The organism is Bacillus cereus group sp. BfR-BA-01355 (assembly GCF_022663675.1).
GTDB lineage: Bacteria > Bacillota > Bacilli > Bacillales > Bacillaceae_G > Bacillus_A > Bacillus_A thuringiensis_S.
Window position 1 is genome coordinate 1 of the sequence record NZ_JAKUFY010000034.1, and the last position, 23,594, is coordinate 23,594.

Sequence of the window (23,594 nt, forward strand, 5' to 3'; positions counted from 1 at the left end):
TTCCTTTTTTCTGTTTTTTTAGATAAATAATGGTATAGTAAGAAAAAGGGATTATTTCTTATAAAAGCGAATGTATACAGCAGGACATATGGACAAAGAATTAGGTGGTTGAAGAAATGAAAATTTTACTGATCATGGAAGAGGCAGAAGAGAGAAGAGAGTTAGCTGAAAATTTCACTGAAAATATGAGAAATGTAGAATGTTTTGAAGCAAAGACAGGAACAGAATCTTTATTTATGATGAAAAAACATATACCAGACTTTGTTTTTTTAAGTTCCAAATTACTAGATGGTACTGGTTTTGAATATGCAAGTTTATTACGAGAAATAAATTGCTATACAAAATTTATTTTTGTAGGTGAAAACATAGAGGAATCTATTACAGCTTTTCGTTTCCAAGCATTTTATTATTTATTACGACCATTTCGTGAAGAAGATTTACAATTTCTTTTATATAAAATAGGTAAAGAACAAGGTGAGAAAGCAAAGAGTTATTTGCGGAAACTACCGATAGAAAGTCAAGAGGGTATACGATATATTCTTCCAGAAGATATCGTATATGTAAGTAAAAATAAAGAAAATAAAACTGTTTCAATTTACACAACGAATAATCAGTATATTTCAACATATACACTTCAGGAATTAGAAAATAAGCTAAATGCATATGATTTTTTACGTGTGCATAAAAGCTATTTAATTAATATGTCATATGTAAAAGAACTGAAACCTTATTATAATGGCACGTATAATTTGTATTTAGATAGGTATGATGAGCAACCGATTCCAGTCAGTCGTAATTATGTAAAACGCCTTCGAAATAAAATTGAATTATAGTAGGTAATGAGAGTATTTTAACATGATAAACTGAAAATCCTTCATGATAGGGAGGATTCAAGTTAAATATTCAGAAAATTTAGTACAATCTCCACTAAGAAATAGTATTGGGGGAATTGTATGTGAAGACATTGAAATCGATCTTACTTTGGGGCGTTATTACAGCAGTAGGAGCAGGGGCTTTTGGGGTAATAGCTTTATCACAAGGTGAAACCATTAATGCTGTATGGCTCTTAGTAGCTGCTGTATGTGTATATGCAGTTGCTTATCGCTTTTATAGTAGATTTATAGCGAGAAAGGTTTTTAATTTAGATGATAATCGTCAAACACCAGCCCATACATTAAACGATGGGAAAGACTATGTTCCAACAAATAAGTGGGTATTGTTTGGACATCACTTTGCAGCGATTGCTGGGGCGGGACCTTTAGTAGGACCGATTTTAGCAGCACAAATGGGATATTTACCAGGGACCATTTGGATTATTGTTGGGGTAGTTGTTGCGGGGGCTGTCCAAGATTTTGTCATTTTATTTGCTTCGATGAGACGTAATGGTAAATCGTTAGGAGAAATGATTAAGGATGAGATTGGGCCTGTTACAGGACTAATTGCAATGATAGGTATTTTAGGAATTATGATTATTTTATTAGCAGTATTAGCGTTAGTCGTAGTAAAGGCACTGATTGGAAGTCCTTGGGGAATGTTTACGATAGCAGCAACGATTCCCATCGCTATTTTAATGGGAGTTTACATGCGCTATATTAGGCCTGGTCGTGTTGGAGAAGGGTCAGTAATTGGTATTATCCTACTTATTTTATCTCTTATTGGAGGACAGTATGTAGCAGAAAATCCAACACTTGCAAGTATGTTCACATTTAGTGGCGAAACAATTGCTATTATGCTTATTGTATATGGATTTATTGCATCTGCATTACCAGTTTGGATGTTATTAGCACCACGTGATTATTTAAGTACATTTTTAAAAGTTGGAACAATTGTTGGATTGGCGATTGGTATTTTAATTGTAGCACCTGATTTACAAATGCCAGCAGTTTCGCAATTTATTGATGGAACAGGTCCTGTTTTCTCCGGTAATTTATTCCCGTTCTTATTTATTACGATTGCCTGTGGTGCAGTCTCTGGATTCCATGCTCTTGTTTCATCAGGTACGACGCCAAAAATGATTGAACAAGAGGGACATGCACAGCCAATTGGTTACGGAGCAATGTTAATGGAGTCGTTTGTAGCTGCGATGGCAATGATTGCAGCTTGTGTATTAACACCAGGAACTTATTTTGCGATTAATAGTCCGGCAGCACTTATTGGTACGGATGTATCGCAGGCAGCTCAAGTTATTTCTTCATGGGGATTTGCTATTACACCAAATGAACTAAAAGAACTTGCTGTAAATGTTGGAGAGCAAACAATTTTATCACGTACAGGTGGCGCACCAACGTTAGCGATAGGTATGGCATATATTTTCTCACAAGTAATAGGTGGAACGGCGATGATGGCATTCTGGTATCATTTTGCTATTCTCTTTGAAGCCCTATTTATTTTAACAACGATTGACGCAGGAACGCGTGTAGGACGATTTATGATTCAAGATATTTTAGGGCATGTATATAAGCCGTTTGCGAAAACAGATTCTACATTAGCAAATGTAATAGCTACAACGTTATGTGTATTAGGATGGGGTTATTTTTTGTACCAAGGGGTAGTAGATCCGCTTGGTGGAATTAATACATTATGGCCACTTTTCGGTATTGCAAATCAAATGTTAGCAGGTATTGCATTATTACTTGGAACGACAATTTTGTTCAAAATGGGGAAAAAGGCATATGTTTGGGTGACACTTATTCCAACTGTTGGATTGCTTATTGTAACGATGACGGCGGGTTATCAAAAGCTATTTCATGAAAACCCTAAAATAGGATTTCTATCTCATGCAAAGGTGTTCCAGGGAGCATTAGATGAGGGGAAAGTGTTAGCACCAGCTAAAAATGTTGCTCAAATGAAGCAAATTATTTTCAATGATTATATTGATGCAGCGCTTTGCGGGATTTTTATGATAGTTGTAATCGCTGTATTAATTTCTGCAATTCGAATTTGGATTCAAGTATTAAGAAATAAGCCGATGCTGCTAAAAGAGGCAGCATATATTTCTAGAGATGAAAGTGAGTCGAGGAACTATTATGCTTAAACGACTACGGAAAGTATGGGGGGAAAGAAAACGCTTTATTAGTTTGCTCGTTGGGGTACCAAGTTATGAAGTATATGTGGAGCATATGAAAAAGCATCATCCTGAAGAAGAGGTTGTATGTCAAAAGCAATTTTTTGCTGAGGCACAAGAAGCAAGATTTAATGCAAAGGGTGGAAAAATATCACGCTGTTGTTAATGAAGAAGGGCGAGTTTTCGCCCTTTTTATTTTTTTGCTGTTTCACGTGGAACAGCAAAAAATAAACAAAAAACTTTGGGAATTATAGGGATTTCGTATACAATAAAGTGGGGAAGGGGATAGATGGAAAAGTAGGGAGATTATTTTATGTTAAGGGACTTATTTGTAAATACAACAATTATTCTTTCCTTTATTTTTGTTGGAGGTCAGCTTTTAAGAGATAGGCCGTTAAAAGAAGAGTTTTCTCTTTGGCAGAAATGTGTAGTAGGTATTCTTACTGGAATATTAGGTATATTACTAATGTATTTCGGTGTTCATGTTGGTACCATCCTATTGGATTTGCGCTACTTAGCTGTTATTTTAGCTGTTATAATTGGAGGCCCGATAGCGAGTACTATAGCTGTTAGTATGATTTTAGTAACTAGGTTATTATTTATGGATTATTCATTAGCTTCTCAAGTAGCTTTTTATACAATTATTGCGATAGGAGTAGGTAGTATCTTTATTTCGCGTCTAAATATCTCTCTAGGAGAAAAGTGGGCATGGTTACATACATATATTTTATCTATTCTAATCCCCTCACTATATATATGGTTAATTAAAGATATTAACATAGTAGGATTATATTTAATTTCTAGTATTATTACAGGCTACATAACATTCATAAGTGCAAATTACGTTTTACAATCCAATGAGTTATTCCAAACGATGAAGCAATACGCAACGGTAGACGCATTGACAGGTCTAGGAAACGTAAGACAGTTTGATTTAGAGATGAATCGTCATATTAGTAATAAGAACATGAAAAATGATTCGCTTTGTTTACTACTTATAGATATTGACCACTTTAAGTATGTAAATGATACGTACGGGCATCCTGCAGGGGACGAAGTGTTAAAACAAGTAGGATGTATTTTACGAGAAACTTCACAATTTCCAGATTTGGCTTTTCGAAAGGGTGGAGAGGAGTTTGCGCTTTTGATACCGAATAAGGGATTAGCTTACGGAATTCGTATGGGCGAGCAAATTCGTATAGCTGTTGAAAGTCACCCATTTCAATTGTTAGATGGAACAAAAATAAAAATTACGGTTTCGGTAGGGGTTTCAGAGTATGAAGGGTCATCAGAGCAATTTATTCAAGCGGCGGATGATGCGTTATACTACTCGAAACGAAATGGTAGAAATAAGGTCAGCTCTGCATCTTAAAGATAAGATGACCAGAAGACATAAAGCTTATAAAAAACACTCACAGAGGCAATGTATGAACCTTGTGAGTGTTTTTATTTATATATTAGACAAGTTCTTTTGATACAACGAATTTACGATATGCACCATGGTGAGTTGGACCTACGTATTCGTTAATTTTGAATGAGTAACGAATAGCAGCTGTGATGAATTCTTTAGCAGTTTTTACTGCTTCTTTCACAGGTTTTCCTTTTGCAAGTTCTGCTGTAATTGCAGCAGAATATGTACAACCTGCACCGTGTGTATTGGTTGTATCGATTTTTTCTGATTCTAGAAGATCGAATGTTTCTCCATCATATAGGACGTCGATTGCAGTTTCCGTACCAAGTTTGCTTCCACCTTTAATTAGTACGTATTTGGCACCTAAAGCGTGGATTTTCTTCGCTGCTTCTTTCATGTCCTCAAGAGAATTAATTTTCACACCGCTTAATTGGTAAGCTTCAAATAAGTTTGGTGTTACAACTAATGCCTTTGGCACAAGAACGTCACGTAAGCAATCGTTCGTTTCAGGATGTAATGCTTCATCTGCACCTTTACATACCATAACAGGGTCAACTACTACATTTTTGAAATTGTGCTTTTCGATTGTTTCTGCAACCATTTCAATAATTTCTACTGATCCAAGCATACCTGTTTTTAAAGCGTCTACGCCAACACCTTCAATTGTTGTTTCTAATTGTGGTTTTAATGTAGAAGCTGGGATTGGAAATACGTTATGTGCCCAACCGTTATGTGGATCCATCGTTACGATTGTTGTAAGAGATGTCATTCCGTATACGCCAAGTTCTTGGAATGTTTTTAAATCTGCTTGTATACCAGCACCGCCACTTGTGTCAGAACCAGCGATAGTAAGTGCTTTATTTAATGTCATTATGAAAGCCCCCTCAAGTGATATAATGAAAACTATGTTTTCACCATTATATCAATGTTACGAATAAGTACAAAGTGAAAAGTAGATGATTTATTTTAAGAGCTATTTAAAATCTTGTATGCAGGAGACTGAGTATGTTTCGAGATAATCGTACAAATGAATTAGTTATATTAAAGGAAATTGCAGAAACATTAAATACATCAAATGATACATATCATGTATTGCAAGCAGTACTAGAAAAATTGCTCAGTGTAACAGGTTTAACGACAGGCTGGATTTTTCTTGCGGATGAAAATGGGAAGTATACGAAGGTGATCGATTACCAGTTACCAGAGGCACTTAAATATGAAAATAAACGCCCGATGTGTGAAGGTGAGTGTTGGTGTTTACGCGGCTTCGTAGATGGGAAATTAGAGAGAGCCGTTAATATTATTGAATGTAAAAGAATTAATAATGCAATTGAATATAATTGGGGAGATACAGAAGGAATTCTTCATCATGCTACGGTTCCTTTAAAGGCTGGAGGAGAGAAATTTGGTGTTTTAAATGTAGCTAGCCCAGGTAAAACACATTTTTCGGAAGAAGAATTAGTATTGCTCCAATCAGTTGCTTTCCAAATCGGGACGGCTTTAAAGCGAACAAAATTATATGAAAATGAAAAGCGAAGAGCACATTACTATGTGAAATTGGAGCGGTTTATTCAAGCTTTAAAAACGATTCATAAGTTTAATGTATTATCTGAAAAGGTGGTAAATCACGTAGGTGAAGTATTTCAGTGGAATCAAGTGGCGTTTTTTATTAGGGAAGAAATAGAGTTATCTTTGCGAGCTTCTTATGGGCAGGAAGAGTTACAAGAGGATGTAAAAGAAGCGGCAAAGAAGGCGTTAGAACAAGGTGAGCTAGCTCTATTAAAACGTGTAAATGGAGTTGTTATTGCTACGCCAATACATATTCAAAATCATATATTTGGTGTTTTATGTGTTAGTTTAAATAATGGAGAATTTGATGTTAATACAATAGATATAATTCAAGCATTATCGAATCACGTTTCATTAATAATAGAGAATCTAAGGTTAAACGAACAGCGCCGTGAACTCGTACGACTGGAAGAAAGAAACCGATTAGCAAGGGATTTACATGATTCTGTTTCGCAAAAATTATTTTCATTAACCTTTATGACAAAAGGGGCTGAGGCCGTTTTAAAAGGTCAAAATGAAAAGGTTGACCAATCTTTGCATGAGATGCGGGAACTAGCGCAAGGAGCTTTAAAGGAAATGAGAACATTAATTTGGCAGCTTCGTCCGGCAGGATTAGAAAAAGGTTTATTACCAGCTTTAAAGCAGTACGGTGAAAACTTGGGACTGAAAATTCGGGAACAAGTTACAGGTGTTCGTGATTTACCGCGTGTAGTAGAGGAAGCGTTATGGAGAATTGGACAAGAAGCTTTGAATAACGTAAGTAAACATGCGAATGTCAGAGAATCAACGATTTATTTCAAAGTGACAGAGAAGAATGTATCATTAGAAATAGTCGATCAAGGAAACGGCTTTGTAGAAAAGGATATAAAAGAGAAGAAATCACTCGGCATGACTACGATGCGTGAAAGAGTAGAATTAGTTGGTGGAACAATTAAAATTGTAAGTAGTAAGAAGCGAACGAGCGTAAAAGTAAATGTACCATTATGATGTGAAAATGAGGGAAGTTTGTGAAAATAAAAGTATTGTTAGTCGATGATCATACAGTCGTTTTAAAAGGATTAGCATTTTTCTTAAGTACACAGGAAGATTTAACGTTAGTTGGAGAAGCAAATAATGGGAAAGAAGCGTTAGTGAAAGTAGGGGAGACGAATCCAGATGTTGTATTAATGGATTTATATATGCCCGAAATGGATGGTGTCGAGGCGACGGCGTGCATCAAAAAAGAATATCCGAATGTGAAAGTAATTGTATTAACTAGCTTTTCTGATCAGGCGCATGTTTTACCAGCGTTAAGGGCGGGGGCAAGTGGGTATATTTTAAAAGATGTAGAACCGGATCAGCTTGTTGAAGCTATTCGAAGCGCATATAAAGGTAATATTCAATTACATCCGGATATAGCAAATACTCTTCTCTCTCAAACACTACCTGTGGAAGAAAAGGAAGAAGAACCTTCTATTCAAGTGGATGTGCTAACGGCGAGAGAAAATGAAGTGCTGCAGCTATTAGCGAAAGGGATGAGTAATAAAGAGATCGCTTCTGTTTTAGTTATTACAGAAAAAACGGTAAAAGCTCATGTAAGTAGTATTTTGAGTAAGTTGAATTTATCTGATCGCACGCAAGCGGCGTTATATGCAGTGAAAAATGGAATTGTATAAGACAAAAGTCGTAAGACCTAGTTCGCCTTTAGAAGGTGGACTTTTTTTATGGAAAAATACGTCTATGTGAGGACGAAAATGTATTGATATAAAGATAAAATATGTTTGTAAGCAACAAAACAACAATTACAAGGGATACCTTTTTTGAAAGCATATAACAACATAAGAGTGAGTACTAGGAGGAAGAAATAATGGCAACAGTTTTATTTGTTAAAGCAAACAACCGTCCAGCGGAACAAGCAGTTAGTGTAAAATTATATGAGGCATTTTTAGCGAACTATAAAGAAGCACACCCAAATGATACAGTAGTAGAACTTGATTTATATAAAGAAGAATTACCATATGTAGGTGTAGACATGATCAATGGTACATTTAAGGCAGGTAAAGGATTTGATTTAACAGAAGAAGAGGCAAAAGCAGTAGCAGTTGCTGATAAGTATTTAAATCAATTTCTAGAAGCTGATAAAATTGTTTTCGGCTTCCCATTATGGAACTTAACGATTCCAGCAGTGTTACACACATATATTGATTATTTAAACCGTGCTGGTAAAACGTTCAAATATACACCAGAAGGTCCAGTTGGTTTAATTGGAGATAAGAAGATTGCATTATTAAACGCGCGCGGCGGCGTATATTCAGAAGGTCCAGCAGCTGAGGTAGAAATGGCTGTTAAATATGTAGCAAGCATGATGGGCTTCTTCGGTGCAACAAACATGGAAACAGTAGTTATTGAAGGACATAACCAATTCCCAGATAAAGCAGAAGAAATCATTGCTGCAGGTCTTGAAGAAGCAGCTAAAGTAGCAAGTAAATTTTAATTTAAATTATAATCGTCACTCAAAGAAACAGCATTAACGTTTATGTTAATGCTGTTTCTTTATATTTTCAGCTCGTCAGCAAGCTTTTCTAATGTATTTCGATCTTGTATATAATATGTTCGGCCTTCTTTTTTTAAATAATTTTGTTGGCAAAACTGGTTTAATACATATAAAAGATGACGATAGCTGACATTTAAGTATTCTGCAGCCTCAGTATGCTTTTCTATATAACAATTATTTTGTTCTGTTAATAAAATAAAAGCAGCTAATCGATTTTCGAAAGGATAACTATAGTTTTTTGCGTAATTTTCAGTGCGAGTAATTGTCTTTTCTCCAATAAATTTGCATAAGTGCTGTAAAAACGTTGCATCTTGTAATACAAGTTGCTGACAATCTTTAAGAGGAAGTGCTAAACAAACACAATCTTCTAGTACTTCAACGGACTTGGTGATATTTTCTACTCCTATTAATCCTAATTCCCCGATAAAAGATGGTGCTTGAATAAAATTAATTAATGAAACTTTCCCGTTTTTATGATTCATATATATTTTTGCTTTCCCAGAAATTAAGTAATAGAGATAAGGGAGGGCGTTTCCTTCGCTACATATCATCTCTTTCGTTTGAAAAGAATGCAGCTCTACATATGGCAAGACATGAAATGAAAATAGGGTATGGAATTGATGGATTCGCATGTATTGATAAATTTCTTCTTCATTTTTGCTGATTTTCATATTTTCACCCCTATTTATAGTATGAGATATCTCCTATTATCTTTACAAGAAGGAATGATACGATTTATGTAAATTTGTTTTTGTAGAAAAGAGAGTGTGATGAATTTATGAAAAAATATAAAACATTGCTATTTGATGTAGATGATACATTATTAGATTTCCAAAAGGCTGAAAAAGTAGCTTTACAGGTGCTTTTTGAAGAGAAGGGAATCCCTTTAACAGAGGAGATAGAGGCTCGTTATAAAAAAATAAATAAAGGTCTTTGGAATGCTTTTGAAAAAGGTGAACTATCACGTAATGAAGTTGTAAATAAACGATTCTCTATGTTGTTTAAAGAGTATGGAGAAGAAGTAGACGGTATATTATTCGAAAATAATTATCGTAGCTACTTAGAAGAAGGAAATCAAATCATGCAAGGTGCGTTTGAATTTATAAATCAAATTCAAGGGGAGTATGAGTTGTATATAGTGACAAATGGTGTTTCTAAGACGCAAGATAAACGTTTGCGTAATGCAGGGTTACATTCATTATTTAAAGATGTTTTTGTTTCGGAAGATACAGGTTTTCAAAAGCCGATGAAAGAGTATTTTGATTATGTTTTTGAACGGATTCCTAACTTTGCACCTGAAGAAGGGCTGATTATTGGGGATTCATTAAGTGCCGATATTAAAGGTGGATATGTAGCGGGAATTGATACTTGTTGGTTTAATCCAGAAAGGAAATTAAATGATAGTGGGATTATACCGACATATGAAGTGCATAATTTTGAAGAATTATACGCTCTATTAAAACAGTTTGTTTAATGAAAATAGATGATTGGGGTTTATTTTACATGAATCATTTTTTCTAAAGGTCTTTTTCGAGTTAGTATGGAATATATTTCTTTTGTTGCTTTATATGAAATTGTTAATATTTATTTTAGAACATTCAGAAAAAATGTTTGACATTAGGAAATTATTGCTATAAAATCAACGGTAATTGCATAGTCTTATCAAGAAAAGGTGGAGGGACAGGCCCGATGAAACCTTGGCAACAGCCGTATAACGGAATTGTGCCAAATCCTGCAGGTAGTAATCCTGAGAGATAAGAAAGAGCCTTTAGAGCGTGTTTTCAAACTGCTCCTTTCTTGTTTTCAGGAAAGGGGCAGTTTTTTATTTTGTATAAAAGAAAGGAGAATGAGAGATGGGAGAATCATGGGGAAAAGGAACGATTTGTGTGCAAGGTGGCTATACGCCAAAGAATGGTGAACCACGTGTTTTACCACTTTATCAAAGTACAACGTATAAATACGATACTTCGGATGATTTAGCAGCCCTATTTAACTTAGAGGCAGAAGGATATATTTATACGCGTATTGGAAACCCTACTCTAGCTGCATTTGAGCAGAAGTTATCAGATTTAGAAGGCGGGGTAGGAGCTGTTGCAACGGCTTCTGGGCAAGCGGCTATTATGCTCGCAGTTTTAAATATTTGTAGTAGTGGAGACCATTTACTTTGCTCTTCAACTGTTTACGGGGGAACGTTTAATTTATTTGGGGTGAGTTTACGTAAGCTTGGCATTGATGTTACGTTCTTTAATCCCAATTTAACGGCAGATGAAATTGCGGCACTTGCTAACGATAAGACGAAGCTCATTTATGCAGAATCATTAGGAAATCCAGCGATGAACGTTTTGAATTTTAAAGAATTTTCAGATGCAGCGAAAGAGTTAGAAGTGCCTTTTATCGTGGATAATACATTAGCAACTCCTTATTTATGCCAAGCATTTGAGCACGGAGCAAATATTATCGTTCATTCTACGACGAAATATATTGATGGTCATGCAAGCTCTTTAGGCGGCATTGTCATTGACGGAGGGAACTTTGATTGGACAAATGGGAAATATCCTGAACTTGTTGAACCGGATCCAAGTTATCACGGCGTAAGTTACGTTCAAAATTTTGGTGCAGCAGCTTATATTGTGAAGGCGCGTGTTCAATTATTAAGGGACTACGGAAACTGTATGAGCCCATTCAATGCGTATATTAGCAATATCGGCTTAGAAACGCTGCATTTAAGAATGGAGCGTCATAGTGAAAATGCTCTCGTAGTTGCTAAGTGGCTTGCTAACCATGAACGTATTGAATGGGTGAATTATCCTGGATTAGATAGCAATGAAAATTACTCGTTAGCACAAACGTATTTGAAAAAAGGTGCTAGTGGTGTTTTAACATTCGGCATTAAGGGCGGATTAGAAGCGGCGAAAGAATTTATCGCAAATGTAAAACTAGCAACTCTTGTAACGCATGTAGCGGATGCACGAACTTGCGTTATACATCCTGCTAGCACAACGCATAGACAATTAAGTGCTGAAGATCAGCGTCTAGCTGGCGTTACATCAGATTTAATTCGTTTATCTGTTGGCATAGAAGATGTTTCTGATATTATTGCAGATTTAGAAGCGGCGCTAGTCGGAGGCAAAGAACATGCCGATCATAATTGATAAAGATTTACCAGCTCGCAAAGTGTTGCAGAAGGAAAATATATTTGTAATGACGAAGGAGCGAGCAGAAACACAAGATATTCGGGCATTGAAAATTGCTATCTTAAATTTAATGCCTACAAAGCAAGAAACAGAAGCGCAATTACTTCGTTTAATTGGCAACACACCGTTGCAATTAGATGTTCATTTGCTTCATATGGAATCACATTTGTCTCGCAATGTAGCGCAGGACCATTTAATGAGCTTTTATAAAACATTTCGTGATATTGAAAATGAAAAATTTGACGGGCTCATTATAACAGGAGCCCCAGTTGAAACTCTTTCTTTTGAAGAGGTAGATTATTGGGAAGAGCTTAAACGTATTATGGAGTATTCAAAAACGAATGTAACATCTACGCTCCATATTTGCTGGGGGGCACAGGCTGGCTTGTATTATCATTATGGTGTTCCAAAGTATCCTCTTAAGGAAAAAATGTTCGGTGTATTTGAACATGAAGTTTGCGAGCAACATGTGAAATTGTTACAAGGGTTTGATGAATTGTTTTTTGCTCCCCATTCTCGTCATACAGAAGTACGAGAGAGTGATATTAGAGAGGTGACAGACTTAACATTATTAGCAAATTCTGAGGAAGCGGGTGTTCACCTTGTCATTGGGCAAGAAGGAAGGCAAGTGTTTGCCCTTGGGCATAGTGAATATAGTTGTGATACGTTAAAGCAAGAATACGAACGAGATCGTGACAAGGGATTAAATATTGATGTGCCAAAAAACTATTTTAAACATAATAATCCAGATGAAAAGCCCCTTGTTAGGTGGAGGAGTCATGGGAATTTATTGTTTTCTAATTGGTTGAATTATTACGTGTATCAAGAAACCCCTTATATATTGTAAAGAAAGATTGTGTAACACGTGGCAACGTTTTCCTTGTAAAGATTAACCTTTATTTTTCCGAATGTTCTAAATACATTGTTTTTCAGATTTTTTATTCATATAATTTCATCTAAACACAATTTTTGAGGGGTGGACAGTACTATGAAAGAAATTCAAGTTGGGTTATTAGGTCTTGGGACAGTGGGTAGCGGTGTAGTTCGTATTATTACGGATCATCAAGAAAGACTCATACACCAAGTAGGTTGTCCAGTGAAGGTAACGAAAGTATTAGTGCAAAACATTGAGAAAGAGAGAGAAGTAGAGGTACCTTCTACTCTATTAACACAAGATGCAAATGAAATTTTAGATAATCCAAATATTGATGTTGTCATCGAAGTAATGGGTGGCATTGATGATGCAAAATTATATATTTTACAAGCTTTAAAAAGCGGAAAGCATGTTGTAACTGCAAATAAAGACTTAATGGCATTACATGGAGCTGAATTATTAGCGACAGCAAAAGATAATAAAACTGATCTCTTCTATGAAGCGAGTGTGGCAGGGGGAATTCCAATTCTACGCAGTATTGTAGAAGGACTCTCTTCAGATCTTATTACGAAAGTCATGGGAATTGTAAATGGAACGACAAATTTTATTTTGACGAAAATGTCAGACGAAGGGAGAGCATATAACGACGTGTTAAAAGAAGCCCAACAACTTGGATTTGCAGAAGCAGATCCAACATCAGATGTAGAAGGTTTAGATGCAGCAAGAAAAATGACGATTTTAGCTACTCTCGGTTTCTCTACAAATGTAGAGCTTGGAGATGTGAACGTAAAAGGAATTACCTCTATTACAGAGGAAGATATTGAATACAGTAAGAGCTTAGGTTATACAATTAAATTAATCGGTCTTGCAAAACGAGATGGTGAAAAATTGGAGGTTACGGTTGAACCAACTTTACTTCCAAATACACACCCTCTTGCGGCAGTACAAAATGAATATAACGCTGTGTATGTGTACGGTGAAGCAGTTGGGGAAACGATGTTTTATGGACCAGGGGCAGGAAGTTTACCGACAGCGACAGCTGTTGTTTCGGATTTAGTTGCTGTAATGCAAAATATTAGATTAGGGGTAACAGGAAATAGTGCTGTAGTCCCACAGTATCAAAAAGTATTAAAAGAGCCAGACGAAATAGTCGTGAAAAAGTTTTTAAGACTGCATGTAAAAGACGAAATTGGTGTATTTGCAAAAATTACTTCATTGTTCTCTGAGCGCGGAGTTAGCTTTGAGAAAATTATTCAAATGCCGCTTGAAGAGAAAGGAAAGGCTGAAATTGTAATTGTAACGCATCGTGCGTCTCTTGCTGATTATGATTATATTCTACATACGTTGCAAGGGTATGAAGAAATAGATTGTTTGAAAGCGAACTATCGAATTGAAGGGGATGCTAAGTAGTATCTCTTACCATAAAACAGAAAGAGCCTATTAAGCAGCTTGCTTAATAGGTTCTTTTCTATTTAAAATCTGTGTACCAACTTGAATAAATGCTTGGATAATCCAGCCTGTTGTAAAGGATAAGATGATGGTTCCAAAATAGATAGGTCCATCTAATAAAAAGCTTAAAGTTAAAAATAAAAAGGCTAATGAAATCTCTGTTCTTCTAAACGTCCATTTTTTCTTCTCAGCAACGGTTAAAACGAAAGCTTCTTGAGGCGCTGCGCAAAGGTTTGTAGAGACGTAAAGACCAATTCCAGCTCCAACGAATAGATTTCCGCAAATAAGTGTTATATATTTTGGAAGAGAGCGGATAGCGTCCATAATAGTTATAATGGAACCAATCCAATCAACAAAAAGAGAAATAAGAACCATCGTTACAATTGTACCGATTGTAATTTGTTTTTTATTCCAAAAGAGTACGATAAGTGTAAAGGCAAAGTTAATCATGAAAATCCAAAAACCAATACTTATCCCAAAATTTTGATATAGTGCAATAAAGAAGGAATCATAAGGGCTAAGTCCAAAGGAAGTAATTGTCGTCATCATATTAATACCGATGGCAAGAATGAGTAAACCGCCAATGAAAAATATATATTCTAATTTGAATCGAAGCATAGTTGTATATCCTTTCTAAATGTATTTGCTAGGAAAGGATATATTGTGGAAAGCTTACCAGGTCAAGAGAGAATTTTTGTGAGAAGGGGAAAGTGAGATGACAAATATAAGAAAGATTGCTGAACTTGCTGGAGTATCTGTTTCAACTGTTTCACGTGTACTAAATAATCATCCGTACGTAAATGAACAGAAACGAAAAGAAATTTTAGCGATTATAGAAGAATTAAATTACACGCAAAACGTGAATGCAATTCATTTAGTGAAAGGAAAAACGAATGTAATTGGCGTTTTATTGCCACACGTAAATGATCAATATTATAGCGCTATTATTGAGGGGATATCAAAAGAAACGGCAAAGAATAATTATAATATGATGCTTTGCCAGACAAATTATAGCGAAGAAAGAGAACTAGAAATTTTAAATATGTTAAAAATGAAAAAGCTTGATGGGGTTATTATTTGTTCTCGGGCAAATAGTAAGGAGAAGCTTGAAGAATATACGAAATTCGGCCCGATTGTTATGTGTGAAGAAATAGATTCAAAATGCATTTCAAGTGTCCATATTGATTACTACAAAGTATTTTCACGTGGGATGAAAAGCTTAATAGATGCCGGTCATACAAATATTGGATATTGTATTGGAAGAAGTAATAGCGTTAATAGCCAAAGACGAAAGAGGGCGTATGAAGATTCGCTTCAACAGAGTATCGTAACACCGTTAGAGACCTGGAAATTTGAGGGGTGTTTTACAGTGGAAGATGGACGCAATGTAATTAGAGAATGGGCTCATATGTCAGTAAAACCGACGGCGTTCCTTGTATCTTGTAACCATATTGCAGCGGGGATGGTTACAGAAGCAAAAAAACAAGGAATTCGTATTCCAGAGGATATTACGATTATTGGGTGTGATGATCAAGAGGTGGCAGATATATTGGGTATAACGACGATTTCGCATTCTAGTAAAAACGTTGGATTGAAAGCATTTGAATTATTATATGAAAAGATTAATGAAGAGAAATTAGATGTGAAGCATATAGAGTTATTACCAGAGTTAGTAGATAGAGAAACGACATAATTGAGAAGGTGTGAAAATCGCTTTTCAAAATTTCGTTTGGTATAATTATGGACAATCTATGAGGGCTAAAAGGGGTTTTGATATGAGATCAAAAGTAGTAAAAGTAATTCTACTCATTACAATTGCATCTTTCTGTTTATTTGCATATGGCTTTGTTTCAGGTGTAAATGATGTATTAAATCCGAAAGCTTCAAATTTAATTAAAAAGACCGATGTAGTGGCAAAAGAGAAAAAGAAAACGGGAACGTTACAAATCGTTAGTTTAGGTGATTCATTAACGCGTGGCGTTGGTGATAAAGAAGGAATTGGCTATGTTGGGCGAATGAAAGAGGATTTACAAAAAGATTATAAGCAAAAAATTGCATTAACAAATTTAGCAGTTAGTGGTGCAAAAATGCCCGATTTATTAAAACAAATTGAAAGTAATGGCGCTCAATATTCAATTAAGCAAGCAGATGTAATCGTGTTAACGATTGGTGGGAATGATTTGTTCCCAGGCTGGGAATCGCTTGGGAAGATAGATTTAGATACGTATCGTCCTGACACAGAAACGTTTCAAAATGAAGCAAAGAAAATTATAGAAGAAATTCGTAAATTAAATACAGATAGTCCGATTTTTTGGCTTGGTTTATACAATCCTTTTGAAGATGTAGAAGATTTAAAAGGGTCTTCAAACATTGTTGTGGACTGGAATGCATCTTTAGAGAAGTTAGCGCTAAACGATAAAAATGTGTATATTACACCGACATTTGATTTATTCCAAAACCGCGGAAAAGATTTATTATACTCTGATCATTTTCATCCGAACGAAGTAGGTTATACGTATATGGCAGAACGTTTAGTTCAAAATGTTGTAAGTAAATTAAAACTAGAACAAGGAGGGGTAAAATGACGACGATACTTTCCGTACGAGACTTGAAGAAGGTAATTGGAAAGAAGACTCTTGTAGAGGACATTTCCTTTGATGTAAAGCAAGGAGAAGTGTTCGGGTTCTTAGGACCAAATGGTGCTGGAAAGACGACTACCATTCGAATGTTAGTCGGATTGATTACGGCGACAGAAGGTACGATTTCTATCGGTGGTTATTCGATTAAGGACAATTTCAGAGAGGCGATGCGTCAAATTGGGAGTATCGTTGAAAACCCAGAGTTGTATACATATTTAACAGGATGGGAAAATTTAAAGCAATTTGCTCGTATGTTAGGTGATATATCAGATGAACGTATTATTGAAATTGCTGAAATGGTTCATTTAGATGAAAGAATTCATGACAAGGTAAAAACGTACTCACTTGGTATGAAACAACGCCTTGGAATTGCGCAGGCGCTCCTTGGGAATCCAAAATTGCTCATATTAGATGAGCCAACGAATGGTTTAGATCCAGCAGGGATTAGAGAACTTAGGGAATTTATACATAAGCTTGTAAAAGAAGAAAATATGAGCGTGTTTATTTCAAGTCACTTGCTAAGTGAAGTGCAAATGATATGCGATCGAGTTGCTATTATTCATAAAGGAAAGATGATAACAGTTGCCAAGGTTGAAGAATTAATTAAAACAGCAAGTGATCGTGTAGAATGGATTGTTACACCAATTTCTAAGGCGAAAGATATGTTAGAAGCAGCCGAAGAAGTAAGAGAAGTGAGTGTAGAAGGCGAGCGATTATTATGCCGCATGGATATTGCATCTATAAGTAGTTGGAATAAACACTTGGTAGAAAATGAAATAGATGTACATAGTGTTAAGGAGCTTGTATTTACGCTAGAAGATTTATTTATTGAACTCACAAGGGGTGAGCAGCATGCGTGAATTTGCGAATCTAGTTTTAAATGAATCAGAAAAGATTTACCGTAAGAAACGTATTTTTGTTGTTATGCTTATTTTAGCAATCTTAATCCAGCTTTTTGTGTATGCGCAGTATCGCGAAATAGAAACGACACAAAAAAGACTCGGTACAACTGATTGGAAGGTTTCATTGCAACAGCAAATTGTTGATTCTCAGAACCGGTTGAATAATTCTAGATTGCCAGAAGAATGGCGTGATTGGTTAAAGGTAAGAGTTGAACAACAACAATATTATTTAGATCATGATATTAATCCGATGGCGCCAGGTGCACCGACTTTTGTCAGAGCATTTATTGAACAAGGAATTACATTGTTTATTCCGCTTCTCGTAATGATTGTCGCCATTGATATCGTTTCAGGAGAACGAAGTGATGGGACGATGAAGATGTTACTTACGCGGCCGATTCGGCGCTGGAAAATACTCCTTAGTAAATACGTGACGATGTTATTTTTCATTTCGCTCATACTGCTCCTTGTAGGTTTGTTTGCTTACATATTATCAGGGCTTGTATTTGGGTACTCGGGATGGAATTTACCTGTTTTAACAGGATTCGTCATTGATAAGGAAACGTTAAATACGAACTTTGTGCACCTTATTCCGCAGTGGCAATACATCTTAATGGCGTATGGACTAGCCTGGTTTGTTGCTATCGTTGTCGGAACTATATCATTTATGGTCTCTGTTTTAATTCGTAATACACCAGCTGGTATGGGCGTTATGCTAGCTGCATTAATTGCAGGCGGTATCTTAAGCTCATTCGCAACATCTTGGGAAGGCGCGAAATATATTTTTAGCGTGAATTTATCATTAACGGATTATTTATCAGGAAAATTACCTGCATTACAAGGCTTATCAATGGGATTTTCTTTGATGAATTTAACTGTTTGGGCAGTTGTTTCTCTTATTATTTCGTTCTTAGTATTTACAAAACAGGATATGTTGAATTAATTGGACAGGAAGTGAAAGCATGGAAAATGTTTTAAGAAATGATTGGGGACCATTACTGGCACCAGAATTTGAGAAAGAGTATTATCTTACTCTATCCAGTTTTTTGACAGAAGAATACAGCACGCATGTTGTTTATCCGAAGGTGGAAGATATTTTTAACGCTCTTCAGTATACAAGTTATGAAAATACAAAGGTTGTTATTTTAGGACAAGATCCGTATCATGGACCGAATCAAGCGCATGGTTTAAGCTTTTCTGTACAACCTGGTGTTAAAACACCACCATCATTGTTAAACATGTATAAAGAGCTTCGAGATGAATATGGTTATGAAATTCCGAATAACGGTTATTTAGTAAAATGGGCGGAGCAAGGAGTATTACTACTAAATACCGTATTAACAGTTCGTCAAAGTGAAGCAAATTCTCATAAGGGAAAAGGATGGGAGCACTTCACAGATCGTGTGATTCAACTGTTGAATGAACGTGAAAAGCCAGTTATTTTCATATTGTGGGGGCGCCATGCGCAGGCGAAGAAGAAGTTAATTACGAATCCGAATCATCATATTATCGAGTCTGTACATCCAAGTCCATTATCAGCAAGACGTGGTTTCTTTGGTAGTAAGCCATACTCTAAAGTAAATACGATTTTAGCTAATATGGGCGAAAGAGAAATTGATTGGGAAATTCCAAATTTATAAATAGAAAAGGTAGTTAACAGTCGTTAACTACCTTTTTATTATTATTGCTCGTTCTTTAATTTTGCATCTAGTACAAAAGTACCAAATGGGATAACTGATGAAACGAATGCTCCAAGTGCCCATAAAATTGATTTACGGTGTACGATTGTTACTTGAATTACTGCAAAGATGAATAGAATAAATAGAACACCATGAGCCATGCCTGTAATTTTAACAGCTGTTGCAAATCCTGCGAAATATTTCAATGGCATTGCTACAAATAATAGTAATAGGAAAGAAATACCCTCAACTAGTCCAATTGCTCTTAATCGTCCGATTGGTGTAGATAACATAAAGTAGCCTCCTTTAACGTATGCTTGTATATAGTAAATTTGTATTCTTTTTCAAAATAAAATAGTCTATTTTGTTTCATTATATACAAAAAGAAAGTTTACACTACGAGAATAGTGCAAAGTTCAAAATATAGTCACAAAAGCATGAGAATTTAAATAAAAACCTATTTGAAGTATTTGACTTCAAATAGGTTTTGTGAATGAAAATATTAAACAAGTACATCCGTTTTTAAAACAAATTTCTCTACAACTTTTGCAACACCATCGTTCATATTTGTATCTGTTACGTAATTTGCAATTTCTTTAATATCATCAGGTGCATTGCCCATTGCAACGCCAAGACCAGCAAATTCAATCATTGCTTGGTCGTTATAGCTATCGCCCATTGCGATAACTTCTTCACGCTTAATGCCAAGCTTTTGAATCAGTTTGTTTAAGCTCGTTCCTTTTGTAACACCGGCTTCAGTAAATTCTAAGAAGAATGGTTTCGAACGCATCACGCTTAATTGGCCTTCTAGTTGTTTTTGTAGTTTCTTTTCAACTTCAACAAGGCGTTCAGCTTCTTTATTCATTAATACTTTTACTACAGGCTCTTTAACTGCGGCTTTAAAGTCATCTACTACAACAATTGGCATACCAGTAATATCGCCCTCAATTTCAGTATAAGGATTATTTTCTTCCGTTACGATATCATCGCCCATATAAGTATGAATCCATACATCTTCAGTTTTACTAATTTCAAATAGGTTGTGAACGATTTCAGGAGATAGTGTACTACTAAAGATTTCTTCGTTTGTTTTACAGTTAATAATTTTTGCGCCATTAAAAGATAGAATGAAACTGCCGTATTCTTCTAAGCGAAGTTCTTTGGCTACATTGCGCATACCAAACGTTGGACGTCCAGAAGCAAGTACAACCTTTACCCCTTGCTCTTGTGCAGTCATTAACGCTTCTTTCGTACGAGGTGAAATAGTATGGTCATCACGTAATAAAGTATCATCTAAATCTAAAACAATCATTTTATAAGTCATATAGAAAATTCCTTTCTTTAATTGAAATCAAAATACATGTTCATGAAGATGTTGAGGAATAATAGTAAGACATCAAACCTCTTTGAAAAGAAGTAGATAAATCATTATGAGTGTGTTGCTCATAATATCGGTTAATAATCATTGGGGATGGATAAAACCCCAATGATTCAAGTTTGATTTTATCGTAACAACTCTAAAGGTAGAGTGCAATAATGGAAGTTTTCCAATTTACGATATTTGTTTTGCTGTGGAACGAGAAAATAGTATTTCTAGCAAAATGGCCATTACAGATCCAAGAACGAGACCGTTACTTAAAAACGATGCTAGAAATGGTGGAAGTGTGGAATATGCTCCTGCTGGAACAAACATAACTCCGACTCCTGTGAAGATTGAAAGACCGGCTACTTTAAATAATCGTTCTTTATCCTGGACAGTTTCGTATTCTCGAAAGGCAAGGCCAATCATGCTTGCGAATACAGGATAAATAGCGGCATAACCAACTGCAACAGGGATTGCTGCAAAGAATGAAGTGATCTTTGGAAATATACTAACGACAATAATAAAGCTTGACCCTAATATAAACGGGAGACGTTTATAAATATTAGTCGTTGCAATAAAACCTGCTGATCCAGAAATAGCGACAGGCCCAATAGCTGAAAATAGGCCGCCTAGCAATTGGTTGATTCCTGTTATAATGCCAGCTTGTTTAAAACGATCTGGTGCTGCATTCTTTTCATACTTAGAGACAATCCTTTGCACAACACGAATACTTGCTAACATATTTGTTAGAAGTAATAGTGTAACGAAAACGACCGTAATTGCCATGTTCCATTCAATACGAGGCATTCCGAAAACAAATAGAGACGGAAAACGGATTATATCTGTCACAGGCGTTACTGGATTTGATAACCCGAAGCATGCGAATAATATCCAGCCGCATACGATACTGAAAAGAACAGAATATTGTCCAATAATAGGTAGCTTCATGATGAAAAAGGATAGTAAAATAACAATGAGTGAAAGAATAAATACGTTAGGTTGTACTTCTGTATGTTTTCCATCAAGGCCAAACATTCCCTTTAAGAAGGAGCCACTAAGCTGCGCAACAAGAAGAAATAAATATGTTCCAATGACTGTCGGTGTAAAATAGCGAACGAGTTTATCAATAAGTCCAAAAGCGCTAAGAATAATACAAATAATACCGCTTAATAGGAAAGCATATTGAAGAACTTTAAGTGTCTCATTGTTTGATCCAAATAATACGACGCCTAAACTTGCGTAAAGGGAGAAAATTCCCCACCAAAGTCCAGCAGGACCTTCTTGAATAGGAAGTTTATGCCCAAATATAGCTTGCAAGAGACCAGCAAAGCCTAGAACAAATAATGTTCTTTGTACGAATGCGATAGCTTCAGCGCCATCAAGACCATAACTAGTTGCGACACTAATTGGTACAATAAGGCTTCCAGCTAAAATAAATAGTGCCCATTGTAAGGCGGAAAGAAATGTCTTCATTATATCAACCTCTTTCATAGATTCCGTATCTAGTATATACGTATTTTATTTCCACTGGCAAAGATTGTAGATAGAGAAAAGAGTTGAAATACGGTATGAATGCACGTAAGCAATTATGGATCGCAGTTATATGTATGACTTTTGTTGTAATTCTAGGAACGATAGGATTTATGACAATTGAAGAGATTAGTTTGTTTCAAGCATTTTGGATGACGATGATTACTGTATTGACTGTTGGATACGGAGATGCTGTTCCTGTAACGCAAGCGGGGAAAGTATTTGCGCTCCTTATTATTCCTGTTGGCGTAGGTATTGTTACGTATGCAATTGGGGTAGTGGCAGCTATGATTATTGAAGGGAATTTATTTCATGCAGTGCGGAGGAAGAAGATGGATAAACAAATAGCGCAGTTGAAAAATCATATTATAGTATGTGGTTGCGGTAGAGTGGGGCTTCAAGTTGTACATGAATTGCAAGAAAAGAAAATTCCATTTGTTGTTGTCGATAAAGATGAAAGTGTATTAGAGAAGGGAAAGCTTTTGTATATACATGGAGATGCGACGGAGGATCAAGTTTTACATCATGCTGGAATTTCAAAAGCGGCTGGTTTAGTTGCTATCGTAGCAAATGATGCTGAAAATGTATTTATTACATTAACAGCAAGAGGATTAAACGATGCAATTAAAATTGTGGCGAGATCTGAAAAGCCAGAAACTGAAGAGAAATTAAGGCGTGCGGGTGCAAATAAAGTTATTAATCCATCCAGTATGGCAGGAATTCATATTGCAAAAGGTATTGCGAATCCATTAACAGTTCATTATATTGATACAGTGCTGTATGGGATAGAACAGTCATTTGTCATTGAAGAAATTTTAGTTGGAAAAGATTCAATATTAGTTGGTAAATCGTTACTAGAGAGTGATGTGAGGAATCAGTTTGATGTAACGATATTAGCGATTTTGAGAAATGGGGATATTATACATAATCCAACGGGGCAGGAAAAACTGCAAGAACATGATATGATAATAGTATTTGGTTTAGTAGAGAAGCTGAAGCAATTTGAGAAAGAACTACAAAGTACGAGGTGATAAGGAATGCAAATATCGAGCGATAAGATTTTAAATAAAATGGCGAATGAAATTGCAAAGGCAAAAAGTAGTGAAGGACAAAAATCAAAAGATCATTTATTAGTTGTGCGTGCTTTATGCGATTTACTATTAGATGAACAGGTTGAATCTTCTACGTATAGGGAGCCGCAAATTCAATCGCAAGTAATTGGATCGCAGCCTATAAAGACAGTTCAACCAGTTATGCCAGTTTCTGGAGAACCTGTGTATATTAAAGAAGAAGGTGCAAATGGTAATTCTTTATTTGATTTTTAAGGATTAAATCGTTTGGCTTATATGAAAAAATTGCTTATGATAAAAGTAAAAAAGGGGAATTA

The 23,594-nt window shown here is 35.7% G+C and carries 24 protein-coding genes and 1 riboswitch; of the genes, 18 read left to right on the plus strand and 6 right to left on the minus strand.

Annotation, left to right across the window (positions count from 1 at the left end):
* The first annotated feature begins 116 nt into the window (after positions 1-116).
* From MR167_RS13650 to MR167_RS13665, 4 genes are all read left to right on the plus strand, one after another.
* A complete protein-coding gene (locus MR167_RS13650; protein WP_000698255.1) occupies positions 117-833 on the plus strand; it encodes a LytR/AlgR family response regulator transcription factor in 717 nt (238 codons plus the stop codon).
* A 122-nt stretch (positions 834-955) separates the two neighbouring features.
* Positions 956-3,034 carry a carbon starvation protein CstA gene (cstA, locus tag MR167_RS13655; protein ID WP_000854306.1) on the plus strand — a complete coding sequence of 693 codons (2,079 nt, stop codon included), beginning with the start codon at positions 956-958 and terminating at the stop codon, positions 3,032-3,034.
* Entirely contained in the window at positions 3,027-3,230 is a 204-nt protein-coding gene (locus tag MR167_RS13660; RefSeq protein WP_000919819.1) for a YbdD/YjiX family protein, read from the plus strand. Before cstA ends, MR167_RS13660 begins: the two co-directional genes overlap by 8 nt.
* A 147-nt stretch (positions 3,231-3,377) precedes the next feature.
* A complete protein-coding gene (locus MR167_RS13665; protein WP_000942921.1) occupies positions 3,378-4,436 on the plus strand; it encodes a GGDEF domain-containing protein in 1,059 nt (352 codons plus the stop codon).
* A gap of 85 nt (positions 4,437-4,521) precedes the next feature.
* Here the strand turns inward: MR167_RS13665 and pdxK are convergent, their stop codons facing one another.
* Positions 4,522-5,346: a pyridoxine/pyridoxal/pyridoxamine kinase gene (pdxK, locus tag MR167_RS13670; RefSeq protein WP_000174252.1), complete on the minus strand. Its 825-nt coding sequence runs from the start codon at positions 5,344-5,346 to the stop codon at positions 4,522-4,524.
* Between the two features lie 134 nt (positions 5,347-5,480).
* Here pdxK and MR167_RS13675 point away from each other — a divergent pair, with 134 nt between their 5' ends.
* The 3 genes from MR167_RS13675 to MR167_RS13685 all read left to right on the plus strand — a co-directional run bounded on the left by MR167_RS13675 (position 5,481) and on the right by MR167_RS13685 (position 8,517).
* Entirely contained in the window at positions 5,481-7,031 is a 1,551-nt protein-coding gene (locus tag MR167_RS13675; RefSeq protein ID WP_000488150.1) for a GAF domain-containing sensor histidine kinase, read from the plus strand.
* 20 nt (positions 7,032-7,051) lie between these two features.
* Positions 7,052-7,699, plus strand: coding sequence for a response regulator (locus MR167_RS13680; protein WP_000695816.1), 648 nt, complete (start codon positions 7,052-7,054; stop codon positions 7,697-7,699).
* 191 nt (positions 7,700-7,890) lie between these two features.
* Positions 7,891-8,517, plus strand: coding sequence for an FMN-dependent NADH-azoreductase (locus MR167_RS13685; RefSeq protein ID WP_000246718.1), 627 nt, complete (start codon positions 7,891-7,893; stop codon positions 8,515-8,517).
* Positions 8,518-8,576: 59 nt separating this feature from the next.
* Here the strand turns inward: MR167_RS13685 and MR167_RS13690 are convergent, their stop codons facing one another.
* On the minus strand, positions 8,577-9,248 hold the full coding sequence (locus tag MR167_RS13690; RefSeq protein WP_000703317.1) for a transcriptional regulator YeiL: 672 nt from the start codon (positions 9,246-9,248) through the stop codon (positions 8,577-8,579).
* 107 nt (positions 9,249-9,355) lie between these two features.
* Between MR167_RS13690 and MR167_RS13695 the strand changes: the two genes are divergently transcribed.
* The 4 genes from MR167_RS13695 (at position 9,356) to MR167_RS13710 (ending at position 14,055) form a co-directional block, all read left to right on the plus strand.
* Positions 9,356-10,051, plus strand: coding sequence for a YjjG family noncanonical pyrimidine nucleotidase (locus tag MR167_RS13695; protein WP_242314826.1), 696 nt, complete (start codon positions 9,356-9,358; stop codon positions 10,049-10,051).
* Between the two features lie 182 nt (positions 10,052-10,233).
* Positions 10,234-10,338: riboswitch (SAM riboswitch) on the plus strand.
* Between the two features lie 92 nt (positions 10,339-10,430).
* A complete protein-coding gene (locus tag MR167_RS13700) occupies positions 10,431-11,729 on the plus strand; it encodes a bifunctional O-acetylhomoserine aminocarboxypropyltransferase/cysteine synthase (RefSeq protein ID WP_000504772.1) in 1,299 nt (432 codons plus the stop codon).
* Complete coding sequence (metA, locus tag MR167_RS13705; protein ID WP_001121544.1) at positions 11,713-12,618, plus strand: homoserine O-acetyltransferase MetA; 906 nt, start codon at positions 11,713-11,715, stop codon at positions 12,616-12,618. Before MR167_RS13700 ends, metA begins: the two co-directional genes overlap by 17 nt.
* Before the next feature lie 141 nt (positions 12,619-12,759).
* A complete protein-coding gene (locus MR167_RS13710; RefSeq protein WP_000659105.1) occupies positions 12,760-14,055 on the plus strand; it encodes a homoserine dehydrogenase in 1,296 nt (431 codons plus the stop codon).
* A gap of 30 nt (positions 14,056-14,085) precedes the next feature.
* Here the strand turns inward: MR167_RS13710 and MR167_RS13715 are convergent, their stop codons facing one another.
* Positions 14,086-14,712 carry a YczE/YyaS/YitT family protein gene (locus tag MR167_RS13715; protein WP_000943409.1) on the minus strand — a complete coding sequence of 209 codons (627 nt, stop codon included), beginning with the start codon at positions 14,710-14,712 and terminating at the stop codon, positions 14,086-14,088.
* Between the two features lie 97 nt (positions 14,713-14,809).
* On the opposite strand from MR167_RS13715, the gene MR167_RS13720 reads away from it, so the two are divergent.
* From MR167_RS13720 to MR167_RS13740, 5 genes are read left to right on the plus strand one after another with little or no spacing between them, the layout of a single operon-like run.
* Positions 14,810-15,787, plus strand: a complete 978-nt coding sequence (locus tag MR167_RS13720; RefSeq protein ID WP_000181960.1) for a LacI family DNA-binding transcriptional regulator — start codon at positions 14,810-14,812, stop codon at positions 15,785-15,787.
* A 10-nt stretch (positions 15,788-15,797) separates the two neighbouring features.
* Entirely contained in the window at positions 15,798-16,679 is an 882-nt protein-coding gene (locus MR167_RS13725; protein ID WP_002083539.1) for an SGNH/GDSL hydrolase family protein, read from the plus strand.
* The gene (locus tag MR167_RS13730) at positions 16,676-17,593 is read left to right on the plus strand and encodes an ABC transporter ATP-binding protein (protein WP_000207706.1); all 918 of its coding nucleotides are present in this window, start codon (positions 16,676-16,678) and stop codon (positions 17,591-17,593) included. Before MR167_RS13725 ends, MR167_RS13730 begins: the two co-directional genes overlap by 4 nt.
* Positions 17,586-18,578 carry an ABC transporter permease gene (locus MR167_RS13735; protein WP_242314828.1) on the plus strand — a complete coding sequence of 331 codons (993 nt, stop codon included), beginning with the start codon at positions 17,586-17,588 and terminating at the stop codon, positions 18,576-18,578. The genes MR167_RS13730 and MR167_RS13735 overlap by 8 nt, the downstream gene beginning before the upstream one ends.
* Before the next feature lie 19 nt (positions 18,579-18,597).
* Complete coding sequence (locus tag MR167_RS13740) at positions 18,598-19,275, plus strand: uracil-DNA glycosylase (RefSeq protein ID WP_000432545.1); 678 nt, start codon at positions 18,598-18,600, stop codon at positions 19,273-19,275.
* 41 nt (positions 19,276-19,316) lie between these two features.
* On the opposite strand, the gene MR167_RS13745 is transcribed toward MR167_RS13740, so the two are convergent.
* From MR167_RS13745 to MR167_RS13755, 3 genes are all read right to left on the minus strand, one after another.
* A complete protein-coding gene (locus tag MR167_RS13745; RefSeq protein WP_000953395.1) occupies positions 19,317-19,607 on the minus strand; it encodes a DUF3817 domain-containing protein in 291 nt (96 codons plus the stop codon).
* A 209-nt stretch (positions 19,608-19,816) separates the two neighbouring features.
* Positions 19,817-20,638, minus strand: coding sequence for a Cof-type HAD-IIB family hydrolase (locus MR167_RS13750; RefSeq protein WP_000221382.1), 822 nt, complete (start codon positions 20,636-20,638; stop codon positions 19,817-19,819).
* Positions 20,639-20,866: 228 nt separating this feature from the next.
* Entirely contained in the window at positions 20,867-22,150 is a 1,284-nt protein-coding gene (locus MR167_RS13755) for a purine/pyrimidine permease (protein ID WP_000847020.1), read from the minus strand.
* A 95-nt stretch (positions 22,151-22,245) separates the two neighbouring features.
* Between MR167_RS13755 and MR167_RS13760 the strand changes: the two genes are divergently transcribed.
* Both MR167_RS13760 and MR167_RS13765 read left to right on the plus strand, forming a co-directional pair.
* Positions 22,246-23,238 (plus strand): potassium channel family protein, encoded by a 993-nt coding sequence (locus MR167_RS13760; protein WP_000993978.1) that lies wholly within the window; start codon positions 22,246-22,248, stop codon positions 23,236-23,238.
* A gap of 6 nt (positions 23,239-23,244) precedes the next feature.
* Entirely contained in the window at positions 23,245-23,532 is a 288-nt protein-coding gene (locus tag MR167_RS13765; protein WP_001167339.1) for a YwdI family protein, read from the plus strand.
* Positions 23,533-23,594: the final 62 nt, after the last annotated feature.

Bases quoted from the DNA above. Each gene is read 5' to 3' on its own strand.
- MR167_RS13745 (WP_000953395.1), bottom strand. From the start codon at position 19,607: ATGTTATCTACACCAATCGGACGATTAAGAGCAATTGGACTAGTTGAG.
- MR167_RS13710 (WP_000659105.1), top strand. From the start codon at position 12,760: ATGAAAGAAATTCAAGTTGGGTTATTAGGTCTTGGGACAGTGGGTAGC.
- MR167_RS13750 (WP_000221382.1), bottom strand. From the start codon at position 20,638: ATGACTTATAAAATGATTGTTTTAGATTTAGATGATACTTTATTACGT.
- MR167_RS13720 (WP_000181960.1), top strand. From the start codon at position 14,810: ATGACAAATATAAGAAAGATTGCTGAACTTGCTGGAGTATCTGTTTCA.
- pdxK (WP_000174252.1), bottom strand. From the start codon at position 5,346: ATGACATTAAATAAAGCACTTACTATCGCTGGTTCTGACACAAGTGGC.
- MR167_RS13650 (WP_000698255.1), top strand. From the start codon at position 117: ATGAAAATTTTACTGATCATGGAAGAGGCAGAAGAGAGAAGAGAGTTA.
- MR167_RS13765 (WP_001167339.1), top strand. From the start codon at position 23,245: ATGCAAATATCGAGCGATAAGATTTTAAATAAAATGGCGAATGAAATT.
- MR167_RS13730 (WP_000207706.1), top strand. From the start codon at position 16,676: ATGACGACGATACTTTCCGTACGAGACTTGAAGAAGGTAATTGGAAAG.
- MR167_RS13760 (WP_000993978.1), top strand. From the start codon at position 22,246: ATGAATGCACGTAAGCAATTATGGATCGCAGTTATATGTATGACTTTT.
- MR167_RS13735 (WP_242314828.1), top strand. From the start codon at position 17,586: ATGCGTGAATTTGCGAATCTAGTTTTAAATGAATCAGAAAAGATTTAC.
- MR167_RS13740 (WP_000432545.1), top strand. From the start codon at position 18,598: ATGGAAAATGTTTTAAGAAATGATTGGGGACCATTACTGGCACCAGAA.
- MR167_RS13665 (WP_000942921.1), top strand. From the start codon at position 3,378: ATGTTAAGGGACTTATTTGTAAATACAACAATTATTCTTTCCTTTATT.
- MR167_RS13715 (WP_000943409.1), bottom strand. From the start codon at position 14,712: ATGCTTCGATTCAAATTAGAATATATATTTTTCATTGGCGGTTTACTC.
- MR167_RS13700 (WP_000504772.1), top strand. From the start codon at position 10,431: ATGGGAGAATCATGGGGAAAAGGAACGATTTGTGTGCAAGGTGGCTAT.
- MR167_RS13660 (WP_000919819.1), top strand. From the start codon at position 3,027: ATGCTTAAACGACTACGGAAAGTATGGGGGGAAAGAAAACGCTTTATT.
- metA (WP_001121544.1), top strand. From the start codon at position 11,713: ATGCCGATCATAATTGATAAAGATTTACCAGCTCGCAAAGTGTTGCAG.
- MR167_RS13690 (WP_000703317.1), bottom strand. From the start codon at position 9,248: ATGAAAATCAGCAAAAATGAAGAAGAAATTTATCAATACATGCGAATC.
- MR167_RS13675 (WP_000488150.1), top strand. From the start codon at position 5,481: ATGTTTCGAGATAATCGTACAAATGAATTAGTTATATTAAAGGAAATT.
- MR167_RS13695 (WP_242314826.1), top strand. From the start codon at position 9,356: ATGAAAAAATATAAAACATTGCTATTTGATGTAGATGATACATTATTA.
- MR167_RS13685 (WP_000246718.1), top strand. From the start codon at position 7,891: ATGGCAACAGTTTTATTTGTTAAAGCAAACAACCGTCCAGCGGAACAA.
- MR167_RS13755 (WP_000847020.1), bottom strand. From the start codon at position 22,150: ATGAAGACATTTCTTTCCGCCTTACAATGGGCACTATTTATTTTAGCT.